Raw genomic sequence first — 25044 nt, 5'->3', positions numbered from 1 at the left:
GCTCGCGGAAAACCACCCTGAACCAGCTACTCGCCGTGACCGAAGTCGTGGATGCCCAGCGAATACACGACACCTCAACATGCGAGCTCACCAGTCCTGAGGCCGTCGTCCGCTGCAGCCCGCGGACGCCATCGCGGTGGCGCCGCCCACCTTCAATACGGTCAACAAGTGGGCGGCAGGGATATCCGACACGCTTGCCCTGGGCATCCTGTGCGAGGCGTACGGCATGGGCATCCCCACGGCCGTCCTGCCGTACGTGAACTCGGCCCAGGCCGCCCATCCCGCGTACCGGCAGAGCCTGGAGCGGTTGCGGGAGATGGGCGTTCTGGTCGGTTCGTATGTGCCGCATCGGCCGAAGGCTGGCGGCGGGGCCGACCGCTACCGCTGCGAGGATGCGCTGGAAGTGTCCGTGGTGCTGGGGGACGTAGAGTCCTCCATAGGCGTTCCTCTCCGGCGAGGGGCAGGACGGGCAAGGTCCCGCCCCTCACCAGTTCGTTCGTTCAGGGATGGGCGACCAGTTGGGAAGTCTTCGGCCCTCGGCGTTGGCGCGCCGGGGGCCGTTCTGTTGTCCGCGCCGGGCGCGGGGTCAGGCCGTGAGGTCGTACGACGTCTGGGCGTCCAGCCACGCGTCCACCTCCCGCCAGCGGTAGCGCAGGTGACGGCCGACCTTGTGAACGTTGGGGCCGATGCCCCGGTACTTCCACTGGTAGAGCGTCTTCACCGGCACCCCGAGGCAGGCGGCGACCTCCGCAGGGGTGGCAAGCGGGCCACGCTGGACAGCCGCAGCGGTGGCAGAGGCGTTGGTGCTACGGGGAGGGGTCTTCGGCACAGGGCTCCTTTTCGGTCTTGAATAATGGGATGGACAACCCAGCCACACCACCCGGAGAAAAGTCCAGAGTTGGTTCTGAAACTCCTCACTACTTCTTTCGGTGTGGCTGGGGAGAGGGAAACAGTAAGGGTGGATCCCCGGTTGCCGAAATCGCTCTCGCCTGGCCCGAATTTTTCTTGCGGCGAAGCAACCGGTCGAGGTGCCGGAATCCGGTACCTCTGCAGCTCAGAGGTGACACTGGGCGGTCATTAATGATGTGACTGACCCGCCGGGCATCATGGCTGATGTGTGCTCAAATCGCCCACCTTGAAAACGGCGAGGGAAGGTAACACGGTGCCTCGTCTGAAACGCCTCACGATGTACCGGAATTCGACGAGACGAACGCCACTTCGGCCCCGAACGACTATTGGAGAGTTTAAGAGCTAACTCTTGCCATGGCGGCCGGCTGTAAGTTACAGCTATCTGTCATGCCCAACCGACCTGTCGAAATAGGCCCTGCTGGCCTCCACACCGCCCGCGCCATCGAGCACCTACGTCTCGTGCGCGGCCTGACCCAGCACCAGCTCGCCGCCCGCTGCACCGCGCTGGGCCGTCCGATGGCCAACACCGCCCTCAGCCGCACCGAACGCGCCCGCCGCCGCTGCGACATCGACGACCTCGTCGCCCTCGCCGCAGCCCTCGGCACCTCGCCCGAGCTCTGCTGCTCCCGTGGCCGAAGCACTCCCCGGTGTCCCCACGCCACCTCCCACTCCCTCACCCCCTTCCAGGAGGCCCTTCTTGGCTGACGTGTACGACCGCTGGCACAAGTCCCACCCCAAGCCCACCGAGGCCGAGTGCGGCGAGCACAAGAGCCGTACGAAGCGGATGGTCCGCACCGCCGACCACGGCATCGGCAAGCGTTGGCAGGTCCGCTACCGCGACCTGGACGGCCACCAGCGAAAGGAGAACTTCCACACGAAGGCCGAGGCGGACAACCGCGCCGCCGAGGTCGACGTCGAGATCCGGCGGGGCTCCTACGTCGTCCCGGCCGAGACGAAGCAGACGCTCGGCGCATACGCGCAGAAGTGGCTTGACGCGAACTCCGTCGGCCCGACCACCGCGCTCCGCTACGAGGCGACGGTCCGTAACCACATCGTCGAGCACCTCGGCCGACGTGAGCTGCGGTCCCTCAACCAGCCCTCGGCCATCCAAGGTTGGATCCGCACCCTCCAGGACGGCGGCCTGGAGGTGTCGACGATCGAGGGCATCTTCGACATCCTCTCCAGCATCCTCGGCGCGGCCGTGGAGGACGGGCTGCTGCCGAAGAACCCGTGCAAGGCGAAGTCAGTCAAGCTTCCGACCGCGACCAAGAAGAAGATCATCCCTTGGTCGCTGGAGCGCGTCCGCGCAGTCATCGCCGAACTCCCGAAGCGCTTTGAGGCCGGGGGCAAGCTCGCCTTCGGCTGCGGCCTGCGGCAGGGCGAGGTGTTCGGCTTCGCCGTCGAGGACGTCGACTTCAAGGGCGGCTGGATCCACGTCAACCGCCAGGTGCGGCTCGTTGGCACGAAGCCCGTCTTCGCCCTCCCCAAGGGCAACAAGATCCGGTCGGTGCCCCTACCGGACCAGCTTGCCGTCGCCCTCAAGGCCCACATGAAGGAGTTCCCGCCGGTCGAGGTCACCCTGCCATGGGCCAAGCCGGATGGCGAGCCGAAGTCCTTCCGCCTTCTCTTCGTCGACAAGAAGGGGCGGGCCTACAACCGCAGCGTCTTCAACATGGGCGACTGGAAGCGGGCCCTGGCCGCCGCCGGCGTGATCCCTACTCGCGAGCGCGGGGCGCGCTACCTCCAGGCGGCTCCGGAAGACGGCATGCACGCCCTCCGGCACGCCTACGCCTCCGTACTTCTGGACGCGGGGGAGAGCATCAAGGCGCTCTCCGAGTACCTCGGCCACTCGGACCCGGGCTTCACGCTGCGGACGTACACGCACCTGCTGCCGTCCAGCGAGACCCGCACCCGCAAGGCGATCGACGACGCCTTCACCGATGAAACCGAGGAACCCGAGCCGGAGGGCACATCATCGCCCCCGTCCAAGCCAATGTGCCCTGGCCGCCTGACGGCCCCTCCCAGCACATGACAAAGGCGGGGTTCGGAAACCCCGCCCAAAACCAGTGAAACCCCAGGTCAGGGCCACACAAGGCAATAAGGCTGATGCCCCGCCTCATGCAGCCGGTGTGAGAAGTCCTGCCACTCGTGCAGCAGCTGGTACACGTTGAACGCGTCCCGCGGGCCGCCCCGGTCCGGGACCGTCGACCAGATGAACGCCGCCGCGCCGACCGCCTCCTCGCCTATGCCGCGCAGGGGGTCGACGACCGTCATGGGGAGTTTCACGACCGCGTAGTCGGGGTGCAGGACGACCAGTTCCAGCGGCGGGACCTTGTGCAGGGGGACGCCCTCGATGCCCGTGAGGACCATCGCGGCCATGGTTTCCGGCTTGATCTTGGTGAACATGCCGTTCATGCCGAGTTCGTCGCCGCCGAGTTCCTCGGGGCGCATCGAGATCGGGACGCGGGCAGCGGTGGCGCCGTCCGGCGCGCCGAAGTACTTGTACGTCACCCCCACCCGACCACCATTCCTGCTCTCCGCCCCCCTCAGAGGGCCGATCCGCTCGGACTCGCCGCGCCTCAGACGTGCCTCGTCCGCGTCCTCCGCCTCGCGCCGGTGCTTTCCCCGCCGGGCACGTCGAGGACCCAGGCCGTCAGTCCCCTCGCCCAGTCCGCCACCGCGATGCATATCTCCACCCGACTGCTTTTCTAGGACGCGTGGCCCCGCCGCGCAACCCGATCATCGTGTCAGTGACCTCCCCCACGGCCGCCCGCCGAAACGTACGGTGAAACATCTTGTCCGCGGGACCTTCGCAGTCTCCCGCCGCCCTGGCCGTGTGAGCTGTGTGTATCAGACGCCAGTTTCGCAGATCACGGCGAATCGGGGGCCGGATGCCCGAGGCCGGCCCTGGCCTACCCTGAAACACGTCACACGTACCCGCAGCCCGGCGAGAGGCCGGGACGTCGGAGAAGGTCGGAGAAGTCGCAGGTCATGAGCGAACTGCCATATTCGTACGAAGCCCAAGCCTCGCAGGCGCTGTTCGACCGTGCCGCGGCCGTCACTCCCGGTGGCGTGAACTCACCGGTGCGTGCCTTCCGCGCCGTCGGCGGCACCCCCCGGTTCATGGTGTCCGGAACCGGGCCCTATCTCACCGACGCCGACGGCCGCGAGTACGTCGACCTCGTGTGCTCGTGGGGTCCCATGATCCTGGGGCACGCGCACCCCGAGGTGATCGCCGCCGTGCAGGAGGCCGTCGCGCGCGGTACGTCCTTCGGCACGCCCGGTGAGGGCGAGGTCGCGCTCGCCGAGGAGATGGTCGCCCGGATCGAGCCGCTGGAGCAGGTGCGGCTGGTCTCCAGCGGGACCGAGGCCACCATGTCGGCGATCCGGCTCGCGCGCGGCTTCACGCAGCGCACCAAGGTGGTCAAGTTCGCCGGCTGTTACCACGGCCACGTCGACTCGCTGCTCGCCTCCGCAGGGTCCGGGGTGGCCACGTTCGCCCTGCCCGACACGCCAGGTGTCACCGGCGCGCAGGCCGGCGACACGATCGTGCTGCCGTACAACGACCTCGACGCCGTGCACGCCGCGTTCGCCGCGCACCCCGGTGAGATCGCCTGCGTGATCACCGAGGCGTCTCCGGGCAACATGGGTGTCGTACCGCCGCTTCCCGGTTTCAACCAGGGGCTGAAGGACGCGTGCGCCGCGAACGGCGCGCTGTACGTCTCCGACGAGGTCATGACCGGCTTCCGGACCAGTCGCGCCGGGTGGTACGGCGTCGACGGCGTCCGGCCCGACCTGATGACCTTCGGCAAGGTGATGGGCGGCGGCTTCCCGGCCGCGGCCTTCGGCGGGCGCGCCGACGTCATGGCACACCTCGCCCCCGCCGGGCCCGTCTACCAGGCCGGCACCCTCTCCGGTAACCCCGTGGCCACCGCCGCCGGGCTCGCCCAGCTGCGGCTGCTCGACGACGCCGCGTACGAGAAGGTCGACGCCGTCTCCGCGCAGATCCGGTCGCTCGTCACCGAGGCGCTGACCAAGGAGGGTGTCGCGCACACGCTGCAGAACGCCTCCAACATGTTCTCGGTGTTCTTCACCGACCGCCCGGTGCGCGACTACGAGGGTGCCAGGGCGCAGGAGTCGTTCCGCTTCACCGCGTTCTTCCACTCCCTCCTCGCCGACGGCGTCTACCTGCCGCCGTCGTCGTTCGAGTCCTGGTTCGTGTCCACGGCGCACGACGAGCAGGCCGTCCAGCGCATCGCCGACGCCCTCCCGGCGGCGGCCCGAGCGGCGGCGGAGGCCACGGCATGAGCATCCGGAAGAAGGACGACGACGTCACCGTCGTCCACCTCATGCGGCACGGCGAGGTCGAGAACCCGGACGGCGTCCTGTACGGACGGCTGCCCGGCTACCACCTCTCCGAGCTGGGCCGGCGCATGGCCGACCGGGTCGGGGAGCACCTCGCCTCCCGCGACATCGCCCACGTCGTCGCCTCCCCGCTGGAGCGGGCGCGGCAGACCGCCGAGCCCATCGCCAAGGCGCACGGCCTGGACATCGCCACCGACGAGCGGCTGATCGAGGCCGAGAACGTCTTCCAGGGAAAGACCTTCGGCATCGGTGACGGGGCACTGCGCCGCCCGGCCAACTGGAAGCACGTCGTCAACCCGTTCAAGCCGTCCTGGGGCGAGCCGTACGTCGAGCAGGTCATCCGGATGATGGGCGCGCTGAACGCGGCGAAGGACGCGGCGCGCGGACACGAGGCGGTGCTGGTGAGCCATCAGCTGCCGATCTGGATCGTGCGGTCCTACGTCGAGAAGCGGCGGCTGTGGCACGACCCGCGCAAGCGGCAGTGCACGCTCGCCTCGCTGACCACGTTCACCTACCGGGGGGACGGCATCGTCTCGGTCGGCTACAGCGAGCCGGCCCGCGATCTCGTCCCCGCGCATCTGCTGGCGGGTGCGAAGCCGGTGAAGGGCAAGGGCAAGGCCTTCGGGGCGTGATCCCGAGGCCGTCGGCGTACAAGGCCTTCGATGCGCAACGGCACAGGGTTCGAAAGGTAACGCCCCCGCGGGACTTCGTTGCCAAACCGTCGCACTCGACGGGAACCGTCCGCTCCGTCGCGTCCTCTGAATGGGTGACCACCAGAGGACGTGACGAAGTGGGGACGCCATGGGCGCTTACTCCCGCAGGGGAATGCTCGGGCTCGGTGCGGGGGCCGCTGCCGCGGTCTCGTTGGCCGGCTGCGGCGGCGGCGCGGGTTCGGACGGTGCACCCTCCGGGGACGGCCCCCCCTCCGGGGGCGGTGACGGGTCCGGAACGCCGAAGCCGAAGCCGACCAGAACGGCCCGTCCGATCGGTGACGGTTCCACCTCCTTCACCGGCAAGCAGCCCCATCAGCCGGACAGCCCCGTGCCGCTGGAGCCCGGTCAGACGCCCCCGCAGTTCGTCGTCTTCTCCTGGGACGGCGCCGGAGAGGTCGGCAACGGGCTCTTCCCGCGCTTCCTGGACCTCGCCAAGGAGCACGGCGCGTCCATGACCTTCTTCCTCTCGGGCGTCTATCTGCTCCCCGAGTCGAAGAAGCGGCTCTACGACCCGCCGAACAACCGGCGCGGCGCCTCCGACATCGGCTACCTCACCGACGGGCACATCAAGGACACGCTGAAGAACGTCCGCCGCGCGTGGCTCGAGGGCCATGAGATCGGCACCCACTTCAACGGCCACTTCTGCGCCGGTTCCGGCAGCGTCGGCAACTGGACGCCCCAGCAGTGGCGCAGCGAGATCGATCAGGCCAAGTCGTTCGTGAAGGAGTGGCGAACGAATTCCGGCTGGACCGAACTGGAGTCCCTGCCGTTCGACTACGACAAGGAACTCGTCGGGGGCCGTACGCCCTGCCTCCTCGGCCAGGACAGACTGCTGCCCACCGCCCGCGCCCTCGGCTGGCGCTACGACGCCTCGTCGCCCGGCGGACGTCAGGTCTGGCCGGCGAAGAAGCAGGGCCTGTGGGATCTTCCGCTCCAGCAGGTGCCGTTCCCCGGACGTTCCTTCGAGGTCCTGTCGATGGACTACAACATGCTCGCCAACCAGTCCCTCAACACGACCAAGGCGCCCGCCCACAACTACCCGGGGTGGCGTGAACAGGCGGCAGGAGCGTACATATCCGGCTTCAAGCGGGCATATGAGTCGAACCGGGCGCCCTTCTTCGTCGGCAACCACTTCGAGGAGTGGAACGGCGGCATCTACATGGACGCCGTGGAGAAAGCGCTCAAGCACATCGCGCGGGAGAAGGAGAAGGGCGGCGACGTGAGGCTCGTCTCCTTCCGGCAGTTCACCGACTGGCTGGACGTGCAGAAGCCCGAGATCCTGGAGCAGCTCCGCACCCTGGACGTGGGGCAGGAACCGGCCGGAGGCTGGAAGGCGTTCGCGAAGGACCCCGGCGGCACCACCGGAACAGGTGCCGGCGACGCCGCCTGATATGCGGGTTTCCGCCCGCGAGGGGGGTGCACAAGATCCCCGGAACCGGCATGCGAAACTTTTCACATGAGTGCCGCCAGCCGCGCCCACCAGCGCTCGAACCGAGCCCCGCAGAGCTCGAACCGCGCCACCCGCGTCCGCCGTCGCGCCACCCTGGCCGCCGGCGTCGCCGCGGCCGCACTGCTCGTCACCGCGTGCGGCTCGGGAGGGACGTCGGGCGGGGGCGGCCACACCAACTTCGTCGCCGGGACCGACGGCATCGCCACGGTCCCCGAGGGCAAGCGCGATGCCGCACCCGAACTGTCCGGGGAGACACTGGAGGGCGAGCGGCTCGACGTCGCCGACTACAAGGGCAAGGTCGTCGTCCTCAACGTCTGGGGCTCCTGGTGCAACCCGTGCCGCGCGGAGGCCAAGTACTTCGCCGAGGTGTCCAAGGACTACGCCGACAAGGGCGTGCAGTTCGTCGGCATCAACACGCGCGACGGCAGCACCACGGCAGCCCTCGCCTTCGAGAAGGACTTCGGCATCCCCTACCCCAGTCTGTACGACCCCACGGGCAAGCTGATGCTCCGCTTCGAGAAGGGCACCCTCAACCCGCAGGCCGTCCCGTCCACCCTGGTCCTGGACCGGGACGGGAAGATCGCGGCCCGCTCGCTGACCGCGCTCGACGAGGAACGGCTGCTGAAGATGCTCAAGCCGGTCGTCGCGGAGAAGTGACGTGACGGCCCTGTACGCGCTCGCCGCCGACACGGGTTACAACGGCACGGTGCTCAACGGCGCCCTGCTGGTCGCCCTGCCCATCGCCGTACTCGGCGGGCTCGTCTCCTTCTTCTCCCCCTGCGTACTGCCGCTGGTCCCCGGCTACCTCTCCTACGTCACCGGCGTCTCGGGAACCGACCTGGCCGAGGCCCGGCGGGGCCGGATGGTCGCCGGCGCGTCCCTGTTCGTCCTCGGCTTCACCGTCGTGTTCGTCTCGGGCGGCGCCTTCTTCGGCTACTTCGGGCAGACGCTCCAGGAACAGTCGGGCGTCCTGTCCAAGGTGCTCGGCGTCCTCATGATCCTCATGGGTGTCTTCTTCATGGGCCTGATGCCCTGGCTCACCCAGCGCGAGTTCCGGTTCCACAAACGGCCGGCGACCGGTCTGGTCGGCGCGCCCGTCCTCGGCGCCCTGTTCGGCATCGGCTGGACGCCCTGCATCGGCCCCACCCTCGCCTCCGTGCTGACCCTCTCCGCCCAGCAGGAGAGCGCCGGACGCGGCGCCATACTGACCGTCGCGTACTGTCTGGGGCTGGGCCTGCCCTTCGTGCTGGCCGCCGTGGCCTTCCGCAAGGCGCTCGGTGCCTTCGGCTGGGTCAAGCGCCACTACACCTGGGTCATGCGCGTCGGCGGCACGATGATGATCGTGACCGGTGTGCTGCTGCTGACCGGCGCGTGGGACAGCCTCGTGGCGGAGATGCAGACCTGGTCCAACGGCTTCACGGTGGGGATCTGACCCGATGAGCGACACCACGACGGACAACACCCCGAGGGCCGGCGACGACCAGGACCTGGGTGCCGCGGGCTCCCAGCTCTCCACCGCCCCCAGGGAGGAGGCGCCGGGCCTGCCCTCCCTGGGTGTCATCGGCTGGGCCCGCTGGTTCTGGCGCCAGCTCACCTCCATGCGGGTCGCGCTGCTGCTGCTCCTGCTGCTGTCCCTCGCCGCGATCCCCGGCTCGCTGATCCCGCAGACCGGCATCGACGAGACACGGGTCGCCGACTTCCGCGACCGGCACGACGTCCTGGCGCCGGTCTACGACAAGCTCGGCCTGTTCAACGTCTACAGCTCGGTGTGGTTCTCCGCGATCTACATCCTGCTGTTCGTCTCGCTCATCGGCTGCATCGTGCCCCGCACCTGGCAGTTCGTGGGCCAGCTGCGCGGCCGCCCGCCGGGCGCCCCCCGGCGGCTGACCCGGCTGCCCGCCCACACCACCTGGCGCACCGGGGCCGCACCCGAGCAGGTCCGCGAGGCGGCCCTCGCCCTGCTGCGGAAGCGCCGCTTCCGCGCCCACGTCGTCGGTGACGCCGTCGCCGCCGAGAAGGGCTATCTGCGCGAGGTCGGCAACCTGCTCTTCCACATCGCGCTGATCGTGATGCTGATCGCCTTCGCCTGGGGCCAGCTGTTCAAGTCCGAGGGCAACAAGCTGATCGTCGAGGGCGACGGCTTCGCCAACACGCTCACGCAGTACGACGACTTCAAGTCCGGGAACCTGTTCACCAACGACGACCTCGAGCCGTTCAGCTTCGACGTCAAGGAGTTCACCGGCACCTACGAGCGCAGTGGCCCCAACAAGGGCACCCCGCGCACGTACCAGACCGAGGTCACCTACGCCGAGGGAGCCCACGGCGAGGAGAAGACGGCCGTCGTCAAGGTGAACAAGCCCCTTGAGATCGGTGATGCCAAGGTCTACCTCGTCAGCCACGGCTACGCGCCCGTCGTCACCGTCCGCGACGGCAAGGGCGAGATCGTCTTCCAGGACGCCGTGCCACTGCTGCCGCTCGACGCCAACGTCACCTCCCAGGGTGTGGTCAGGGTCCTCGATGGCTACCGCAACCCCGAGGGCAAGAAGGAACAGCTCGGTTTCCAGGCCTGGTTCGTGCCCACCTTCGGAGGCACGGCCACCGGTGCGATGGTCTCCCAGTTCCCCGCGCTGGACTATCCGGTGCTGGCGCTGAACGCCTACCACGGCGACCTGAAGGCCAACTCCGGCATTCCCCAGAGCGTGTACCAGATGGACAAGACCAAGATGAAGGAGTTCAAGGACACCGACGGCGAGCTGTTCAAGAAGCTGCTCAAGCCCGGCGAGACCATGACACTCCCGAACGGCGCCGGCTCGGTCACCTTCGAGAAGGACGTCAAGGAGTGGGCCGGCTTCCAGGTCGTCCAGGAGTCGGGCGCCGGCTGGGCGCTGGGCGGCGCCGTCGTCGCCATCGCCGGCCTCGCGGGCTCCCTGTTCATCCAGCGCCGTCGCGTGTGGGTGCGCGCGGTCGAGGGCCCCGACGGCGTCACCGTCGTCGAGATGGCCGGCCTCGGCCGCAGCGAGTCCGCGAAGGTGCCCGAGGAACTCGGCGACCTCGCCGGGCTCCTCTACGACCGGGCGCCGGGCGCGCCGGAACCCGACCCGGACGAGACGTCCCCGAAGACATCCGAATCCACCGACACCGAAGCCGTGCCTGCCGAAGGGGCTGAGCAGTGACTCTCGCCGCCGCGACCAACGAGAACCTCGCGGAGATCAGCAACGTGCTGATCTACTCCGCGATGGCCGTCTACACCCTTGCCTTCTTCGCGTACATCGCCGAATGGCTCCTCGGCAGCCGCAGCAAGGTCGCCCGTACGGCCGCGGCCCTGACCCCCGGGGCGGCGGCGAGGACAACTGCCCCGGCCGTCACCGTCAAGCAGGCCGGCGGCACCGCCGTACTGGAGCGGCCGAAGGTCGTCGTCCGCGCCGCGACCGGATCGCGTGACGTGCCCGACGGGCCCGGGGCGCACGGCGGGGACGAGAAGGGCGACCTCTACGGACGGATCGCCATCTCCCTCACCGTGCTCGCGTTCGCCCTCGCGTTCGGCGGTGTACTCACCCGCGCGCTGTCCGTGGAGCGGGCGCCGTGGGGCAACATGTACGAGTTCAACATCACGTTCTCCACCACCGCGGTCGGCGTGTACCTCCTGCTGCTGGCGCTGAGGAAGAACATCCGCTGGCTCGGCCTGTTCCTCACCACCTCGGTCCTCCTCGACCTCGGTCTCGCCGTCACCGTCCTGTACACCGAGAGCGACCAGCTGGTCCCCGCCCTCCACTCGTACTGGCTGTACATCCACGTCTCCACGGCGATCCTGTGCGGCGCGGTGTTCTACGTCGGCGCCTTCGCCACGGTGATGTACCTGTTCAAGGACTCGTACGAGAACAAGCTCGCGAACGGCGGCAGGCCCGGCAGCTTCGCGACCTCGTTCCTGGAGCGGCTGCCCGCCTCCTCCTCCCTGGACAAGTTCGCCTACCGCGTCAACGCGGCCGTGTTCCCGCTGTGGACCTTCACGATCATCGCGGGCGCCATCTGGGCCGGTGACGCGTGGGGCCGCTACTGGGGCTGGGACCCCAAGGAGACCTGGTCCTTCATCACCTGGGTCGCCTACGCCGGCTACCTGCACGCCCGCGCCACCGCCGGGTGGAAGGGCCGCAAGGCCGCCTACCTGGCCCTGGCCGCCTTCGGCTGCTGGCTGTTCAACTACTACGGCGTGAACATCTTCGTCTCCGGCAAGCACTCCTACGCCGACGTCGGCCTGGGCGCACTGGGTTCCGTGGGCTTCTGAACCCACCCACCACGAAGCCGGTTCCCGTCTATCGACTTCGGGATCTCGGTGGCCGCCGACGACACCAAGCTGACGACTACGGGGGCCGTGGTCGGCAGCCCCGGCTACCTACCGCCCGAGCAACTGGTCGGCCGTGAGGTGGGGCCCGCCGGCGACGCGTTCGCGCTGGGCGCGCTGCTGGTGTACGCGGCCACCGGGACCGGCGCGTTCGGGGGCGGGCCCGCGTACGGCGTCAACTACCGGGTCGTGCACGAGGATCCCGATGTGGCGGGCCTGCCGGACGGACTCGCCGACGTGGTCGCCCGGTGTCTGGCCAAGGACCCCGGGCAGCGGCCACGGGTGCCGGAACTCATCGAGGAACTGGGCCGGTGGGAGGGGGCGGACGGTACCCGGGGCACGTTCAGCCCCGACACCTGGCTGCCCGCGCCGGTCGCCGCCGACATCACCGCGCTGCGCGCGGCCCCGCTGCCGGAGGAGACCGCCCCGGAACCGGCGGACGCGGATCTGCCGACGGTCACCTTGACGCCGCCGACCGCCGTCGCCACCGCGCGGCTCGGCGCGCCGCCGCAGGGGCGCTCGTTCGCCGCCCGGCTGCGCGGGTCGGCCCGACGACGGCGTACGGCGGTCCTCACTGCGGCGGGCACCCTCCTCACCCTGGCCGTGGTGGCGGGCCTGCTCCTGCCCCGTGCCTTCTCCGGCTCGTCGGGCGGGGGCACCGAGAGCACGGGGAGTCCCACGGCCGCCGCGAAACAGCTGGTGGTGCGGGAACTGTGGTCTCGGGGGCAGGAGTTCACCGGCCGACCGGTGGTCACCGACGGCAGGTTGGTCGTCGAGGGCGAGGACGGCGCGGTGCAGGCGCTGGACGCCGCCGACGGCGATGTCGTATGGACGTACGACGAACTGGGCGGGACGGACCTCGTCGGCGTGAGCGACGGACTGGTGGTGGCCTACGGCAGGGACAGCGGCGCGGTGCACGCCGTCGACCTGGACAGCGGCAGGCGGGCGTGGAGCGTGGGTGCCGGGGCGCACACGGCGCCCGGAACCAAGTGTCGACGGCGGCGACGGACGCCTGCACGCGGGAAGGATCTCCCTCACCGGCACCTGACCGCGGTCGGCCGGCTACTGGCCGATGTCCTCGTTCCACAGCTGTGGATGGCGCGCGACGAACGCCCGCATCATCGCGGCGCACTCCGGGTCGTCCAGCAGCACGATCTCCACGCCGTGCGCTGCCAGCCAGTCGTGTCCGCCGCGGAAGGTGGCCGCCTCGCCGATCACCACCCGGGAGATGCCGAACTGCCGGACCAGGCCCGAGCAGTACCAGCACGGGGACAAGGTCGTCACCATCGTCGTACCGCGGTACGACCGCTGCCGTCCCGCCGCACGGAAGGCGGCGGTCTCCGCGTGCGCCGACGGATCCCCGTCCTGGACGCGGCGGTTGTGGCCCCGGCCGAGCAGGCTCCCGTCGGCGCCGTACAGCGCGGCGCCGACGGGAATCCCTCCCTCTTCCAGCCCGGTGCGGGCCTCCGCGAGAGCGGTGGCGAGCCAGGCGCGGGCGGTGAGCGTGTCGATCGGCTCCATGCGGCCAGTCTCTCCCGCCGTCGGCCCCCGAGGGGCGCGGCGCACCGGCTCTGTACGCTGTCCCGATCACCGTCGCGCGAGCGGCAGTTGAGCTCTGCTGGAAGGAACGACATGGGTGCTCCGGTACTGGAGGAGCTGCGGGAGGTCTGCCAGCCGCAGGCCAAGATGGACAGCCGCAACGGCGAGCACTGGGCCGGACGGCTCTACATGCGGAAGATCTCCCTGCGCACCACCCGCCACCTGGTGCGCACCCCGGTCACCCCCGACCAGCTCACCTGGACCATGGTGGTGTGCGGAGTGGCCTCCGGCGCCGCGCTGATGATCCCCGGCCTGACCGGCGCGATCCTCGCCGTGATCCTCATGCAGCTGTTCCTGCTCTTCGACTGCGTGGACGGCGAAGTGGCCCGCTGGAAGGGCCAGAACAGCGCGGCCGGCATCTACGTCGACCGGCTCGGCGCGTATCTCGCCGACGCGGCGCTGCTGGCCGGCGCCGGCTACCGCGCCGCCGAGTCGGGCGTCGGCGGCTGGCTGTCGATCGGCATCGCCACCGCCCTCGGTGTCGTCCTGCTCAAGGCGTCCACCGACCTGGTGGACGTCGCCCGCGCCCGTCGCGGTCTGACCGTCGCCGACGACGAGTCGACCCGCCCGCGCTCACAGGGCGTGGCCACCGTCCGCCGCGTCGCCGCCGCATTCAAGATCCACCGCGTCACGAACGGCATCGAGGCATCCCTCGTCCTGCTGGTCGCGGCCGTCGCCGACGCGATGACCGACGGCATCGAGCCGACCCGCTGGGCCCTGGGCGCGCTCGCCGTCATCACCTGGGTGATGGTCCCGGCCCACCTGCTCTCGATCCTGTCGTCGTCCCGCCTGCGGTGAACCGTCGCCGCAGGCCCCTTCCCCAGGTCAAGGACGGGAGGCCTGTTCGTCCTCTTCGGGAGTCCTGTCTCCCTTACGCCGGACGCACAGGCCGACGACGTAGGCCGGCTGTGGTCGGTCGACAGCAGGGAAACACGTCCGAGGAGATCTTCGGAGAACGGTGATCCGACCGGGCGCGCCCGCTCTCGGCCTGAGCTCCGTGCTCACCCCGCGTCCGCGTCGATCGACCGCCAGATCCGGTCCGGCAGGACGTCCGCCGCCTCGTCGAGGTCGACATCGCCGAGGGTCAGCCAGCGGCGGCTGACGCCGATCACCGGGCCGAGGATGAGGGATTCGAGCACGGACACGGGCAGGGGCGCGACCTCACCCGACTCGACGTGCCGGCTCACCCACGCGGACAGCGGGGTGAGCCGGGCCTCCTGAGCGTCACGGAGCTGCTTCGCCTGGTGCATCCCGAGCTCGTCCGCGCGGGACGAGTGCAGGAGCAGACCCGCGTCCCGGTGGTCCCGGATGAAGGCCAGATACGCGTGCACGAGGGCGCGGATGCCGGTGCGGGCGGAGTCCGACTGTTCCAGGGCCGTGACCATCTCGACCAGCAGCCGCCCCAGCCAGCGCATCAGCAGGGCCTTCAGCAGGCCGTCCATGCTGCCGAAGTGGTGGTAGAGGCTACCCGGGCTGACGCCGCTCGCCCTGGTCACCGCGCTGACGGTGAGGCCCTGCCCGTCCGACTCCCCGTAGACGCGGAGCGCCGCGTCCAGAAGCTGTTCGGAGGTGACCTCACCACGCTGCTGCTTGGGGCTCATCGCAGGGTAGCTGTACCTTCCCGGTGTTTTCTGGAGTGAATTTCTAGAATTCCCTTCCAATCCTAGCCTTCCCTGCTTCAGACTGACCCCTGCCGACGTGCGGTCCGTCCTTCGCGGGGGAACGGGCGGACCGCCACCGGTGGCGCGATGACGGAACACGACGACGGGGCAGGCGTGATCGAGCTGGGCGGAAGCGGTGCCGAGCCGCTGGAGGAAGAGGACCCGCGGCGGATCGGACCGATCCCGCTGGTCGGACGACTTGGGGCCGGCGGCATGGGCCGCGTCTATCTCGGCGTGCACGAGGGGCGGTACGCCGCCGTCAAACAGCTGTTGCCGTCGGTCGTCGCCGAGGACAAGGACTTCCTACGCCGCTTCGGACACGAACTGGACAACCTGGCGCGCTTACCCGAACACGCCACGGCCCCGCTGCTCGTGGGCGACCGCACCGCCAGGCCCCCGTGGTTCGCCACCGCCTACGTCCCCGGCCTCACCCTGCGCGAGACCCTCGAAGTCCACGAGGGGCCGCTGCCCGCCGACGTCCTGTGGCTGCTGCTGCGCGAGGCCGCCGCGGGGCTCGCCGCGGTGCACGCGCTGGACATGGTGCACCGGGACATCAAGCCGTCCAACGTCATGCTCACCCTCGACGGCCTCACCCTCATCGACTTCGGTGTGGCCCGCGCCGCCGAGCAGAGCCAGCTCACCCGCACCGGCATGGTGGTGGGCACTCCCGCCTACATGTCCCCCGAACAGGCCTCGGGAGCACGCCGGTCGACCGGGTCCGTCGACGTCTTCGCGCTCGGCTCGGTCCTCGCGTACGCGGCGAGCGGCCGGCCGCCCTTCGGCGACGAGTCCGGACACGGCGTGCTGTACCGGATCGTGCACGAGGAACCCGACCTGGACGCCGTACGCGCTCTGGACCCGGAACTCGCCGAGGTCGTCGCGGCCTGCCTCGACAAGGACTACGAAGGCCGGCCCACCGCCGCCGAACTGGTGGAACTCGCCGACCGGCACGGCCCGTTCACTCCGCCCCTGTGGCCGGATGCCGTCACCGCACAGCTGACCGAACGGGCCGCCTTCGCGGCGCGGATCCCGGACGGCGACGATCTCGCGGTCCCCGAGCCCCAGGCCGAACCGGCTCCCGAGCCCGCTCCCGGGCTGAAACCCGAGCGGGAGCCCGGACAGAGGACGAAGCCCGGGGCGTCGTCCCGGAAGGAGCGCCGCCGCACCCGGGTCCTGCCCGTGTTCATCCCCGTCGTGGTCGTCGTGACGGGAGCGACCCTGGCCTTCCAGCTCCTGCCCTACGTCACCGACTCCAGCGACGCGGCGGGACCCGCTCCCTCCGCGTCGGTCACCGTTTCCGCGACCGCGCCCCCGTCGGGAGCGGCCGGTGGACCCGCGAAGCCGTCACCGTCCCCCAGCGGGTCCCCCGCGAAGAAGAAGCCGGGGTCCGGATCGGGGGAGCCGGCGACCCCGTCCGGGGCCCCGGACGCCGGTGCGGACGACGGGGACGCGGGCGCGAAGGGCGGCGGCGGAGCCGCGCAGAACGACGGCGTGGACGCGGGCGGCAGCGGCGGGGACGAACCCGCCCCGGGCGAGCGGACCGAGGCGCCGTCGACGGGCGGGGCCACCCTGCGCAACGGGGAGAGCGGGCAGTGCCTCACCGCGAGCGGCGGAGCCGGATACGGCAACGTCTCCATGGGCAGCTGCACCGCCGGGGCGGCCCGCTGGAGCCTGCGGAGCGTCTCGTCCGGCGGCTACCGGATCGTCCACCAGACCTCCGGCAACTGCCTGTCCGCCTACGGATCCATGCACAGCGCGATCTGTGGTGCGGACGACGCCCAGGAGTGGCGTCTCGGTTCGGGCGGCACCGTGGTCCTCACGAAGACCGGCAGGTGCCTGGACCATGCGCGGCCGAGCGGCATGATCATGGCGCGGGAGTGCGACGGCTCGGGGGGCCAGAGCTGGACCCGGAGCTGACGCGCGCGGGGTCGGTCAGCCGGCCCCGCCGCGCTCTCCGTCCCCCGGCTTGTCGTCCTTGTCCTTGTCCTCGTCCAGCGACTTCAGGAATTCCGGGTTGTCGTCCGGCGCCACCCACTGCCGGCGGCCGCCGCGCCCGCCCCACGCGGAGCCGCCCCCGCCCGCGGGGTGCCGCTTCTTGCCGGCGATGATCCAGGAGATCGAGCCGACCAGCGGAAACACCAGCACGAGGATGGCCCACAGCGGCTTGGGCATGTGACGGATGTCCTCGTCCTTCGTACCGATGCAGTCGATGAACGCGTACACGCTCAGTGCCAGTGGCACGAGGAACATCAGCACCCGCAGCATGGGGCCTCTCCAGCGAAAGCGGTGGGTGGTACAGGCCCAGGGTAACCGCTCGGGGATACTTGACCGCATGGCTTACGACGATCTTCGCTCCCTGCTCAGGGCGCTGGAGCGCGAGGGCGACCTCAAGCGCATCAAGGCCGAGGTCGACCCGTTCCTGGAGGTCGGTGAGATCGTCGACCGGGTGAACAAGGCCGGCGGTCCCGCCCTGCTCTTCGAGAACGTGCGCGGCTCGAGCATGCCCCTCGCCATGAACGTGTACGGCACCGACCGCCGCCTGCTGAAGGCGCTCGGGCTGACGTCGTACGCGGACATCAGCGAGAAGATCGGCGGGCTGCTCAGGCCCGAACTGCCGCAGGGCTTCATCGGCGTGCGCGAGGCCTTCGGCAAGCTCGGCTCGATGACGCACGTACCGCCGAAGAAGGTGAAGGAGGCTCCCGTCCAGGAGGTCGTCCTGCACGGCGACGACGTGGACCTCGACGAGCTCCCGGCACTGTTCACCTGGCCCAAGGACGGCGGCTCCTTCTTCAACCTGGGGCTCACCCACACCAAGGACCCGGAGACGGGCATCCGCAACCTCGGCCTGTACCGGCTCCAGCGGCACGACAAGCGCACCATCGGCATGCACTGGCAGATCCACAAGGACAGCCGGAACCACTACCAGGTGGCCGCCCGCCGCGGTGAGCGGCTGCCGGTCGCCATCGCCTTCGGCTGCCCGCCGGCCGTCACCTACGCGTCCACCGCACCGCTGCCCGGGGACATCGACGAGTACCTGTTCGCCGGGTTCGTGCAAGGCAAGCGGATCGAGATGGTCGACTGCAAGACCGTTCCGCTCCAGGTTCCGGCACAGGCCGAGGTCGTCATCGAGGGCTGGCTGGAGCCCGGCGAGATGCTTCCCGAGGGGCCCTACGGCGACCACACCGGGTTCTACACCCCGCAGGAGCCGTTCCCCGCCCTGAGGATCGACTGCGTGACCATGCGGAAGCGTCCGCTGCTCCAGTCGATCGTCGTCGGCCGGCCGCCGACCGAGGACGGGCCGCTGGGGCGGGCGACGGAGCGCTTCTTCCTGCCGCTGCTGAAGATCATCGTTCCGGACATCGTGGACTACCACCTCCCCGAGTCCGGCGGCTTCCACAACTGCGCGATCATCTCGATCGACAAGAAGTACCCCAAACACGCCCAGAAGGTGATGCACGCCATCTGGGGCGCCCACATGATGTCGTTGACCAAGCTGATCGTGGTCGTCGACTCCGACTGCGACGTCCACGACCTGCACGAGGTCTCCTGGCGGGCCCTCGGCAACACCGACTACGCCCGTGACCTCACCGTCGTCGAGGGCCCCGTCGACCACCTCGACCACTCCTCCTATCAGCAGTTCTGGGGCGGCAAGGCGGGCATCGACGCGACGAGGAAGTGGCCCGAGGAGGGGTACACGCGCGACGGGGGCTGGCCCGACATGGTGGAGTCCGACCCCGACACGGCGGCGAAGGTCGACCGCCGCTGGAAGGAGTACGGACTGTGAGTCCCATCGCCGTCGGTGGCCCGGCGCTCTTCATCGGCACCGACACCGACTACGTGGCCCTCGTGCGTCCCGAGCTGGACCCGGGCGACGAGGGGGTCCGCCGGGCCGCCGAGGAGGCGGGTGTCACACCCGAGGAACTCGCCGGCTCCGGTGACACCTGGGCGGTGCTCTTCGAGCAGCGCGGCGAGGGCGACGGCTTCGAGCTGCCCGGCGTGCGCGACACGGAACCCGCCGAGTTCGCGCGGCGGCTGCGGGACGAGCTGGCCGCCGCCGCGGGCGGACCCTTCACGGTCGACGGCGGCTCGGTGCTGCGGCTGGACGCCCGCCCGTCCGGCGCCGACGCGTACGCCTTCACCGCACACCTCATCCTGCCGGGCGACGCCGAAACGCCACTGACCGTGACGACAGGCCCGCTGCCCGTCCGCGCGCTGCTGGCCGACCTCGACTCGTTCCTCGGGAGCCTCGCATGATGACCACCGCCGAGGAGGTCGTGGGCTCGGACCCGACGACCCACGACCGGGTGATGCGGCGCTGGAAGGAATACGGACTATGAGCAGTGAAGCCATCCTTGGCGAGGGCAGCGCGAACCATGCTCCCCGCCGACGCGGGGGTGTTCCGGCGTTCCTGCGCCTCGTCATGATCGAGCACTCGGTGTTCGCGCTGCCCTTCGCCTACATCGCCGCGCTCACCGCGATGTACGAATGGGACGAGAACATCCACTGGGGCCGGCTGCTGCTGGTCACCGTCGCCATGGTCGGGCTGCGGACGTTCGCGATGGCCGCCAACCGGATCATCGACCGTGAGATCGACGCCCGCAACCCGCGCACCGCGCACCGCGAGCTGGTCACCGGCGCGATGTCGGTCAGGCACGCCTGGACCGGTGCGCTGATCGCCCTCGTCGTCTTCCTCGGTGCGGCGGCCCTGCTCAACCCCCTCTGTCTCGCCCTCGCGCCCGTCGCCGTGATCCCGATGGTGGTGTATCCGTACGGCAAGCGGTTCACCGACTTCCCGCAGGCCATCCTCGGACTCGCACAGGCCATGGGGCCGGTCGGCGGCTGGCTGGCCGTCACCGGAACCTGGTCCTGGGACGCGGTCGTCCTCGGTCTGGCGGTCGGCATCTGGATCGGCGGCTTCGACCTGATCTACGCCTGCCAGGACGTCGACACCGACCGGGAAAGCGGCGTCAGGTCCGTCCCGGCCCGCTTCGGTATCCCGGCCGCCGTCCGGGGTGCCCGCGTCTGCCACGCCGTGACGACCGCCCTGTTCGTCTGGTTCGCCCTCCTCACCGACGCCGGGGCCCTCTTCTGGCTGGGCCTGCTGATCGTCGCCGGGGCCTTCGTCTACGAGCACACCATCGTCCGCCCGAACGACCTGACCCGCCTGAACCGGGCGTTCTTCAGCGTCAACGGCTTCATCGGCATCGCGTTGTTCGTGTGCGCGCTGCTGGACCTGCTGGTGCGCGGGCTGACGGTGTGACGCGCGGGCCGCGCTACTGGGCCGGCAGTTCCCGGGGCGCGGGTCGGCGGCGGAAGAGGAAGGCCGCCGTCACGCCCGCCGCCAGGCCGATCAGATGGCCCTGCCAGCTGACACCGGACTGGGTCGGGGCAAGCCCCGCGACGATCGAGCCGCCCCAGACCGCGGCCACCAGGACACCGACCAGGACTCCCAGCGGACGGCGCTCGACGAAGCCGCTGACCAGCAGGAAGCCGAAGAGGCCGAAGATCAGGCCGGAGGCGCCCGCGGTGTTGGTGTGCGCCGGGGATATGAGCCACACCCCCAGACCGTCGGCCACGACGATCAGCGCGCAGACGGCGAGGAACCGGCGTATCCCGCCGAGCGCCACCAGGAAACCCAGCACCAGCAGCGGCACGCTGTTGGCGGCCACATGGCCGAAGCCGAAGTGCAGGAACGCGGCCGGGAGGATGTCGACCAGCTCGGACGGGGTGCGCGGCACGATGCCGTAGTCGTCCAGGGCGTGGCCGGTGGCCACGTCGATCACTTCGAGCAGCCAGAGCAGGGCCACCCAGCCGGCCATCAGCCTGACCGCGGTCCCGACCCGGTCACCCTGCGACCACTCCGTACGCGAACCCGACATCATCCACCCCCCGCCGCCGGCCCGTTCCCTTTGAAGAACGCCCGGCACCCTTGCCCGGTTCCCGCCCTGTGACTCCCGATAGGCTCGGAGTCGTGAACCCAGTCAAGCCAGGAGAGACGCGGCGTACGCCTTGGATCGTAGGGGTCTCCGGCGCCTCCGGCACCCCGTATGCCGCCTCGGTACTGCGTGCCCTGCTCGCCGCCGGCGAGAGCGTCGACCTCGTCGTCAGCCGGGCCTCGCGGCTCACCCTGCTGGACGAGACCGGCATCGCCTTCCGTGACGCCCACTGGCGCGACGACCTGCGGGAATGGCTGTCCCGTGGGGCCGACGGAAAGCCGGGCACCTTCACCGTCGACCTCGACGGCGTACGGCACTGGGCGGCCGGTGACCTCGCGGCCGGGCCGTCCTCGGGGTCGTATCCGAGCAGGGGCATGCTGATCGTGCCCGCCTCCACGGCATGTGTGGCCGGGGTGGCGCTCGGACTGTCCAAGGACCTGTTGCAGCGGGCGGCGAGCGTGACCCTGAAGGAGGGACGCACGCTGGTGGTGGCCGTACGGGAGACCCCGCTGAACGGTCAGACCCTGCGGCACCTGGTGACACTGGACGACGCGGGCGCGGCCGTGGTGCCCGCCTCACCGGCCTTCTACGCGGGCGCGACGCACATCCAGGACCTGGTGGACTTCGTCGCCGGACGCGTGCTCGACGCGGCGGGCGTGGAGCACCGGCTCTACCGCCGCTGGAAGGGCGAGCTCGGTGGCGGATCCCGTACCGACTGAGCCCGTCACCACGGCACCGCAGTACCACCTTCAGCGCCACCCTCGGCACCACCCTCGGCACCACCCTCGGTACCACCCTTTTCAAGAACTTCGTACCTCTTCAGCGGAAGGCTCGATTCGCATGGACGCGGTGGACAGGCAGCTCATCCAGGCCCTGAGAGAGAACGGCCGGGCCTCCTACGCGGAGCTGGGGCGCCTCGTCGGCCTGTCGGGACCCAGCGTCACCGACCGCATCAACCGGCTGGAGGCGGCCGGTGTCATCACCGGTTACCGCGCCACCGTGGACGCCGCCTCGCTCGGACTCGGCGTCACCGCCCTGATCGGGATCTCGCTCTCCGACGCCGCCGACCACGAGGACGTGGCGCAGCGGCTGAAGGACCTCCGCGAGATCGAGGACTGCTGGTTCATCGCCGGTGACGACTCCTTCATGCTCAAGGTGCGGGCGAATGACGTGGACGGCCTGGAGAAGACCATCCGCCGGCTGTCCGGCACCAAGGGCGTCTCCCGGACCCGTACGACGATCGTGCTCTCCACGAAGTGGGAGAACCGCGTCGGTGAGCTGCCCGAAGAGGTGCAGTAAAGGGCGCGTACGGTTGACGGGGTCTGCCTGAAGAGGCCGTAGAGGTCGCAGAGGTCGAGGAAATGAGGGACGGGATGGACGTCGGGCTCAAGCGCGAGCTGGAGGAGAAGGTCGGGGCGGGCGAACGCCTGACCCGTGAGGACGGCATCGCGCTGTACGAGTCGGACGACCTGGCCTGGCTGGGCGGACTGGCGCACGAGGTGCGGACGCGGCTGAACGGCGACGTCGTGCACTTCAACGTCAACCGCCACCTCAACATGACCAACGTGTGCACCGCCTCCTGCGCCTACTGCTCCTTCCAGCGCAAGCCGGGGGAGAAGGACGCGTACACGATGCGCATCGAGGAGGCGGTGAAGCTCGCCCAGGCGATGGAGTCGGAGAACCTGACCGAGCTGCACATCGTCAACGGACTGCACCCCAACCTGCCGTGGCGCTACTACCCGCGCTCGCTGCGGGAGTTGAAGGCGGCGCTGCCGCACGTCTCGCTCAAGGCGTTCACCGCGACCGAGATCCACCACTTCGAGACCATCTCCGGCATGTCCGCCTCCGAGATCCTCGACGAGCTGATCGACGCGGGCCTGGAGTCCCTCACCGGCGGCGGCGCCGAGATCTTCGACTGGGAGGTGCGGCAGCACATCGTCGACCACCGGTCCCACTGGGAGGACTGGTCGAGGATCCACCGGCTGGCGCACGAGAAGGGGCTCAAGACCCCGAGCACCATGCTGTACGGCCACATCGAGGAGCCCCGCCACCGCGTGGACCACGTGCTGCGGCTGCGTGAGCTCCAGGACGAGACCGGCGGCTTCCAGGTCTTCATCCCGCTGCGCTACCAGCACGACTTCGTGGACATGAAGGACGGCAAGGTACGCAACCGGCTCCAGGCGCGGACGCAGATGGCGACCGGGGCGGAGGCGCTGAAGACGTTCGCGGTGTCGCGGCTGCTGTTCGACAACGTGCCGCACGTCAAGGTCTTCTGGGTGATGCACGGCGTGCAGACGGCACAGCTCGCCCTCCAGCACGGGGCGGACGACATGGACGGGTCGGTCGTCGAGTACAAGATCACGCATGACGCGGACGACTACGGCACGCCGAACAAGCTGTCGCGTGAGGATCTGCTGGACCTGATCCGGGACGCGGGCTTCCGGCCGGTGGAGCGGAACACGCGGTACGAGATCATCCGGGAGTACGACGGTGCGGACCCGGCGCGCCGGGAGTCGCCGCAGCCGATGCGGGTGTGACGCTTCCGGTCGCTGGCCGGCCGCGGGTGGGTGAGGACTGGTCGCGCAGTTCCCCGCGCCCCTGGGTGGGGACACTCGCGACCGCCGGGGAGGCGCTGCTCGGTTCCTCGTTCCGGGGCACGCAGGTGCGGGGCACGGTGCTGGAGGAGGAGATCCACGGACGCCCCGAGCGGCTGGTGCCCACGGTCCACCCGTCGGTGGTGCCGCGGGCGGACGACCGGGAGGTGGGGTACCGAGGGCTGCCGGCCGACCCGAAAGGAGCTGCGCCGACGCTGGGGTAATGCCTACTATCGGTCCATGCCCCTTACCTTCACCTTCGATCCCGTCGTCACCCCCGAACTCCGCGACGGCATCCTCGACCTGTGGGCCGATGTCACCAACGCGGGCGGGGCGGTCGGCTTCGTGCCGCCCGTGACACGGGACGACATCCGGCCCGGGCTGGTGCGGCAGTTCGTGGCGATGGCGGAGGAGCGTTCCCGGCTGCTCGTCGGGCACGACGAGGAGGGGCGGGTGGCCGCGACGGCGTTCCTCACCCTCAACACCCACCACCTGATGACCCACTGGATCTGGCTGTACACGGTGATGGTCCACCCCCGCCACCAGGGCAGGGGCTACGGGCGGGACCTGCTCGCCGCCGCCGGGCGGGCTGCCCGCACCCTGGACGGCGTCGAGGCGGTACGGCTCACCTGCCGCGGCGGCCTCGGACTGGAGCGCTTCTACGCCTCCTGCGGTTACAAGGAGGTCGGCCGGGTCCCCGGCGCCATCCGCGTGGCACCCGGCGACGACCGGGACGACGTCATCATGCTGCTACCGCTGACCTGAGGCGCGTACCCCGCTGAAAGATCCTCCGTCGGCCGTGCTTCACTGGACGTTGTCCCTTTGGGACGTTCTGACCGTACGCAGGGAAGAGTGGATGAGATGCTCCGCTACACACTGATGCGCCTCGGGATCTTCGCGGGCTGCCTCGTGGTCGTCTGGGGCCTCGTCTACTCCGGCCTCGCCCCGCGCGGCCTCGGCGACTCCAACGGCTTGTGGATCATCCTGCTCGCGATGCTGGTCTCCGCCCCGATCAGCCTCGTCGTGCTCCGCAAGGAGCGGGACCGGGCCTCCGAGCGGATCGTGCAGCGGGTGGACCGGGCCAAGGCCAACCTGGAGGCCAACCGCACCATGGAGGACGGTGCCGACGACACCGCCCGCGCGCAGCGGCAGGCGTCTTAACGTCCGTCACACCGCGCATCGCGCTTCGGCGCCCCGGGTTCCCGAATCCCCTGGAAACCCGGGGCGCTTTGTGTTGCGCGGATACATGACCGCGCGTGCATGACCCACACCACGGTGACGACATCGCCGGTCAGGCGCTCGTCCCGGTCGTCGTCTCCGCCCGCGAGGGGCTCCTCGACCGCACGGCGTACGACTCGGTCCGCGCCTCCCCGGTGGACGACGGCCCCGCCGACGGGACCCCGGGCACCGAGCCCCGGCGGACCCCCGCGGTGGCCTGACCGTTCCTGGAACCCCGGGCGAGGGGAGCTTCCCGGCAA

The 25044-nt window shown here is 70.1% G+C and carries 26 protein-coding genes and 3 pseudogenes; 23 read left to right on the top strand and 6 right to left on the bottom strand.

Features of this window, described 5'->3' with window-relative positions:
• Positions 1 to 106 precede the first annotated feature (106 nt).
• Positions 107 to 406 (top strand): annotated as a pseudogene (locus tag ACZ5C2_RS36470) (flavoprotein); the annotation flags it as partial.
• 180 nt (positions 407 to 586) lie between these two features.
• Here the strand turns inward: ACZ5C2_RS36470 and ACZ5C2_RS36465 are convergent.
• Positions 587 to 829: a helix-turn-helix transcriptional regulator gene (locus ACZ5C2_RS36465; RefSeq protein WP_468800958.1), complete on the bottom strand. Its 243-nt coding sequence runs from the start codon at positions 827 to 829 to the stop codon at positions 587 to 589.
• Positions 830 to 1296: 467 nt separating this feature from the next.
• Here ACZ5C2_RS36465 and ACZ5C2_RS36460 point away from each other — a divergent pair, with 467 nt between their 5' ends.
• Entirely contained in the window at positions 1297 to 1614 is a 318-nt protein-coding gene (locus ACZ5C2_RS36460) for a helix-turn-helix domain-containing protein (RefSeq protein WP_468800957.1), read from the top strand.
• Between the two features lies 1 nt (position 1615).
• Positions 1616 to 2941 carry a tyrosine-type recombinase/integrase gene (locus tag ACZ5C2_RS36455; protein WP_468800964.1) on the top strand — a complete coding sequence of 442 codons (1326 nt, stop codon included), beginning with the start codon at positions 1616 to 1618 and terminating at the stop codon, positions 2939 to 2941.
• 47 nt (positions 2942 to 2988) lie between these two features.
• Here the strand turns inward: ACZ5C2_RS36455 and ACZ5C2_RS36450 are convergent, their stop codons facing one another.
• The gene (locus ACZ5C2_RS36450) at positions 2989 to 3597 is read right to left on the bottom strand and encodes a hypothetical protein (protein ID WP_468800956.1); all 609 of its coding nucleotides are present in this window, start codon (positions 3595 to 3597) and stop codon (positions 2989 to 2991) included.
• Between the two features lie 303 nt (positions 3598 to 3900).
• On the opposite strand from ACZ5C2_RS36450, the gene hemL reads away from it, so the two are divergent.
• From hemL to ACZ5C2_RS36410, 8 genes and pseudogenes are all read left to right on the top strand, one after another.
• Complete coding sequence (hemL, locus tag ACZ5C2_RS36445) at positions 3901 to 5217, top strand: glutamate-1-semialdehyde 2,1-aminomutase (protein WP_468800955.1); 1317 nt, start codon at positions 3901 to 3903, stop codon at positions 5215 to 5217.
• Positions 5214 to 5906, top strand: a complete 693-nt coding sequence (locus ACZ5C2_RS36440) for a histidine phosphatase family protein (RefSeq protein WP_468800953.1) — start codon at positions 5214 to 5216, stop codon at positions 5904 to 5906. The genes hemL and ACZ5C2_RS36440 overlap by 4 nt, the downstream gene beginning before the upstream one ends.
• Before the next feature lie 193 nt (positions 5907 to 6099).
• Positions 6100 to 7377: a polysaccharide deacetylase family protein gene (locus ACZ5C2_RS36435; protein ID WP_468800962.1), complete on the top strand. Its 1278-nt coding sequence runs from the start codon at positions 6100 to 6102 to the stop codon at positions 7375 to 7377.
• Between the two features lie 66 nt (positions 7378 to 7443).
• Positions 7444 to 8094, top strand: a complete 651-nt coding sequence (locus ACZ5C2_RS36430; RefSeq protein ID WP_468800951.1) for a TlpA family protein disulfide reductase — start codon at positions 7444 to 7446, stop codon at positions 8092 to 8094.
• A gap of 1 nt (position 8095) precedes the next feature.
• Entirely contained in the window at positions 8096 to 8869 is a 774-nt protein-coding gene (locus ACZ5C2_RS36425; RefSeq protein ID WP_468800950.1) for a cytochrome c biogenesis CcdA family protein, read from the top strand.
• A 4-nt stretch (positions 8870 to 8873) separates the two neighbouring features.
• Positions 8874 to 10610 (top strand): cytochrome c biogenesis protein ResB, encoded by a 1737-nt coding sequence (gene resB, locus ACZ5C2_RS36420; protein WP_468800948.1) that lies wholly within the window; start codon positions 8874 to 8876, stop codon positions 10608 to 10610.
• Positions 10607 to 11719: a c-type cytochrome biogenesis protein CcsB gene (gene ccsB / locus ACZ5C2_RS36415; RefSeq protein ID WP_468800947.1), complete on the top strand. Its 1113-nt coding sequence runs from the start codon at positions 10607 to 10609 to the stop codon at positions 11717 to 11719. The genes resB and ccsB overlap by 4 nt, the downstream gene beginning before the upstream one ends.
• Before the next feature lie 30 nt (positions 11720 to 11749).
• A pseudogene (locus tag ACZ5C2_RS36410) lies at positions 11750 to 12727 on the top strand (outer membrane protein assembly factor BamB family protein); the annotation flags it as partial.
• 111 nt (positions 12728 to 12838) lie between these two features.
• On the opposite strand, the gene ACZ5C2_RS36405 reads toward ACZ5C2_RS36410, so the two are convergent.
• A complete protein-coding gene (locus tag ACZ5C2_RS36405; protein ID WP_468800945.1) occupies positions 12839 to 13297 on the bottom strand; it encodes a nucleoside deaminase in 459 nt (152 codons plus the stop codon).
• A 111-nt stretch (positions 13298 to 13408) separates the two neighbouring features.
• Here ACZ5C2_RS36405 and ACZ5C2_RS36400 point away from each other — a divergent pair, with 111 nt between their 5' ends.
• Positions 13409 to 14173, top strand: a complete 765-nt coding sequence (locus ACZ5C2_RS36400) for a CDP-alcohol phosphatidyltransferase family protein (RefSeq protein ID WP_468800943.1) — start codon at positions 13409 to 13411, stop codon at positions 14171 to 14173.
• Positions 14174 to 14376: 203 nt separating this feature from the next.
• Here ACZ5C2_RS36400 and ACZ5C2_RS36395 read toward each other — a convergent pair whose 3' ends face one another.
• Positions 14377 to 14976 (bottom strand): TetR/AcrR family transcriptional regulator, encoded by a 600-nt coding sequence (locus ACZ5C2_RS36395; protein ID WP_468800941.1) that lies wholly within the window; start codon positions 14974 to 14976, stop codon positions 14377 to 14379.
• Positions 14977 to 15123: 147 nt separating this feature from the next.
• Between ACZ5C2_RS36395 and ACZ5C2_RS36390 the strand changes: the two genes are divergently transcribed.
• On the top strand, positions 15124 to 16953 hold the full coding sequence (locus ACZ5C2_RS36390) for a serine/threonine-protein kinase (RefSeq protein WP_468800939.1): 1830 nt from the start codon (positions 15124 to 15126) through the stop codon (positions 16951 to 16953).
• 15 nt (positions 16954 to 16968) lie between these two features.
• Here ACZ5C2_RS36390 and ACZ5C2_RS36385 read toward each other — a convergent pair whose 3' ends face one another.
• Entirely contained in the window at positions 16969 to 17301 is a 333-nt protein-coding gene (locus ACZ5C2_RS36385; protein WP_468800938.1) for a PLD nuclease N-terminal domain-containing protein, read from the bottom strand.
• 67 nt (positions 17302 to 17368) lie between these two features.
• Between ACZ5C2_RS36385 and ACZ5C2_RS36380 the strand changes: the two genes are divergently transcribed.
• The 3 genes from ACZ5C2_RS36380 to mqnP all read left to right on the top strand — a co-directional run bounded on the left by ACZ5C2_RS36380 (position 17369) and on the right by mqnP (position 20296).
• Entirely contained in the window at positions 17369 to 18820 is a 1452-nt protein-coding gene (locus tag ACZ5C2_RS36380) for a menaquinone biosynthesis decarboxylase (protein WP_468800936.1), read from the top strand.
• Positions 18817 to 19290, top strand: coding sequence for a hypothetical protein (locus ACZ5C2_RS36375; protein ID WP_468800935.1), 474 nt, complete (start codon positions 18817 to 18819; stop codon positions 19288 to 19290). Before ACZ5C2_RS36380 ends, ACZ5C2_RS36375 begins: the two co-directional genes overlap by 4 nt.
• Positions 19291 to 19369: 79 nt before the next feature.
• Positions 19370 to 20296 carry a menaquinone biosynthesis prenyltransferase MqnP gene (mqnP, locus tag ACZ5C2_RS36370; RefSeq protein ID WP_468800934.1) on the top strand — a complete coding sequence of 309 codons (927 nt, stop codon included), beginning with the start codon at positions 19370 to 19372 and terminating at the stop codon, positions 20294 to 20296.
• 13 nt (positions 20297 to 20309) lie between these two features.
• Here the strand turns inward: mqnP and ACZ5C2_RS36365 are convergent, their stop codons facing one another.
• The gene (locus tag ACZ5C2_RS36365; protein WP_468800960.1) at positions 20310 to 20915 is read right to left on the bottom strand and encodes a rhomboid family intramembrane serine protease; all 606 of its coding nucleotides are present in this window, start codon (positions 20913 to 20915) and stop codon (positions 20310 to 20312) included.
• Between the two features lie 92 nt (positions 20916 to 21007).
• Here ACZ5C2_RS36365 and ACZ5C2_RS36360 point away from each other — a divergent pair, with 92 nt between their 5' ends.
• The 7 genes and pseudogenes from ACZ5C2_RS36360 to ACZ5C2_RS36330 all read left to right on the top strand — a co-directional run.
• Positions 21008 to 21691, top strand: coding sequence for a UbiX family flavin prenyltransferase (locus ACZ5C2_RS36360; RefSeq protein WP_468800932.1), 684 nt, complete (start codon positions 21008 to 21010; stop codon positions 21689 to 21691).
• Between the two features lie 121 nt (positions 21692 to 21812).
• On the top strand, positions 21813 to 22271 hold the full coding sequence (locus tag ACZ5C2_RS36355) for an Lrp/AsnC family transcriptional regulator (RefSeq protein ID WP_468800931.1): 459 nt from the start codon (positions 21813 to 21815) through the stop codon (positions 22269 to 22271).
• A 74-nt stretch (positions 22272 to 22345) separates the two neighbouring features.
• On the top strand, positions 22346 to 23509 hold the full coding sequence (gene mqnE / locus ACZ5C2_RS36350; RefSeq protein ID WP_468800930.1) for an aminofutalosine synthase MqnE: 1164 nt from the start codon (positions 22346 to 22348) through the stop codon (positions 23507 to 23509).
• On the top strand, positions 23506 to 23790 hold the full coding sequence (locus ACZ5C2_RS36345; RefSeq protein ID WP_468800929.1) for a hypothetical protein: 285 nt from the start codon (positions 23506 to 23508) through the stop codon (positions 23788 to 23790). Before mqnE ends, ACZ5C2_RS36345 begins: the two co-directional genes overlap by 4 nt.
• Before the next feature lie 16 nt (positions 23791 to 23806).
• Entirely contained in the window at positions 23807 to 24331 is a 525-nt protein-coding gene (locus tag ACZ5C2_RS36340; protein WP_468800927.1) for a GNAT family N-acetyltransferase, read from the top strand.
• A 96-nt stretch (positions 24332 to 24427) separates the two neighbouring features.
• Complete coding sequence (locus tag ACZ5C2_RS36335) at positions 24428 to 24727, top strand: DUF4229 domain-containing protein (protein WP_468800926.1); 300 nt, start codon at positions 24428 to 24430, stop codon at positions 24725 to 24727.
• Between the two features lie 119 nt (positions 24728 to 24846).
• Positions 24847 to 25005, top strand: a pseudogene (locus ACZ5C2_RS36330) (dicarboxylate/amino acid:cation symporter); the annotation flags it as partial.
• Positions 25006 to 25044 lie beyond the last annotated feature (39 nt).

The sequence above is a fragment of the Streptomyces sp. NPDC031365 genome (assembly GCF_055569765.1).
This window is presented reverse-complemented; position numbering and strand designations above follow the sequence as displayed.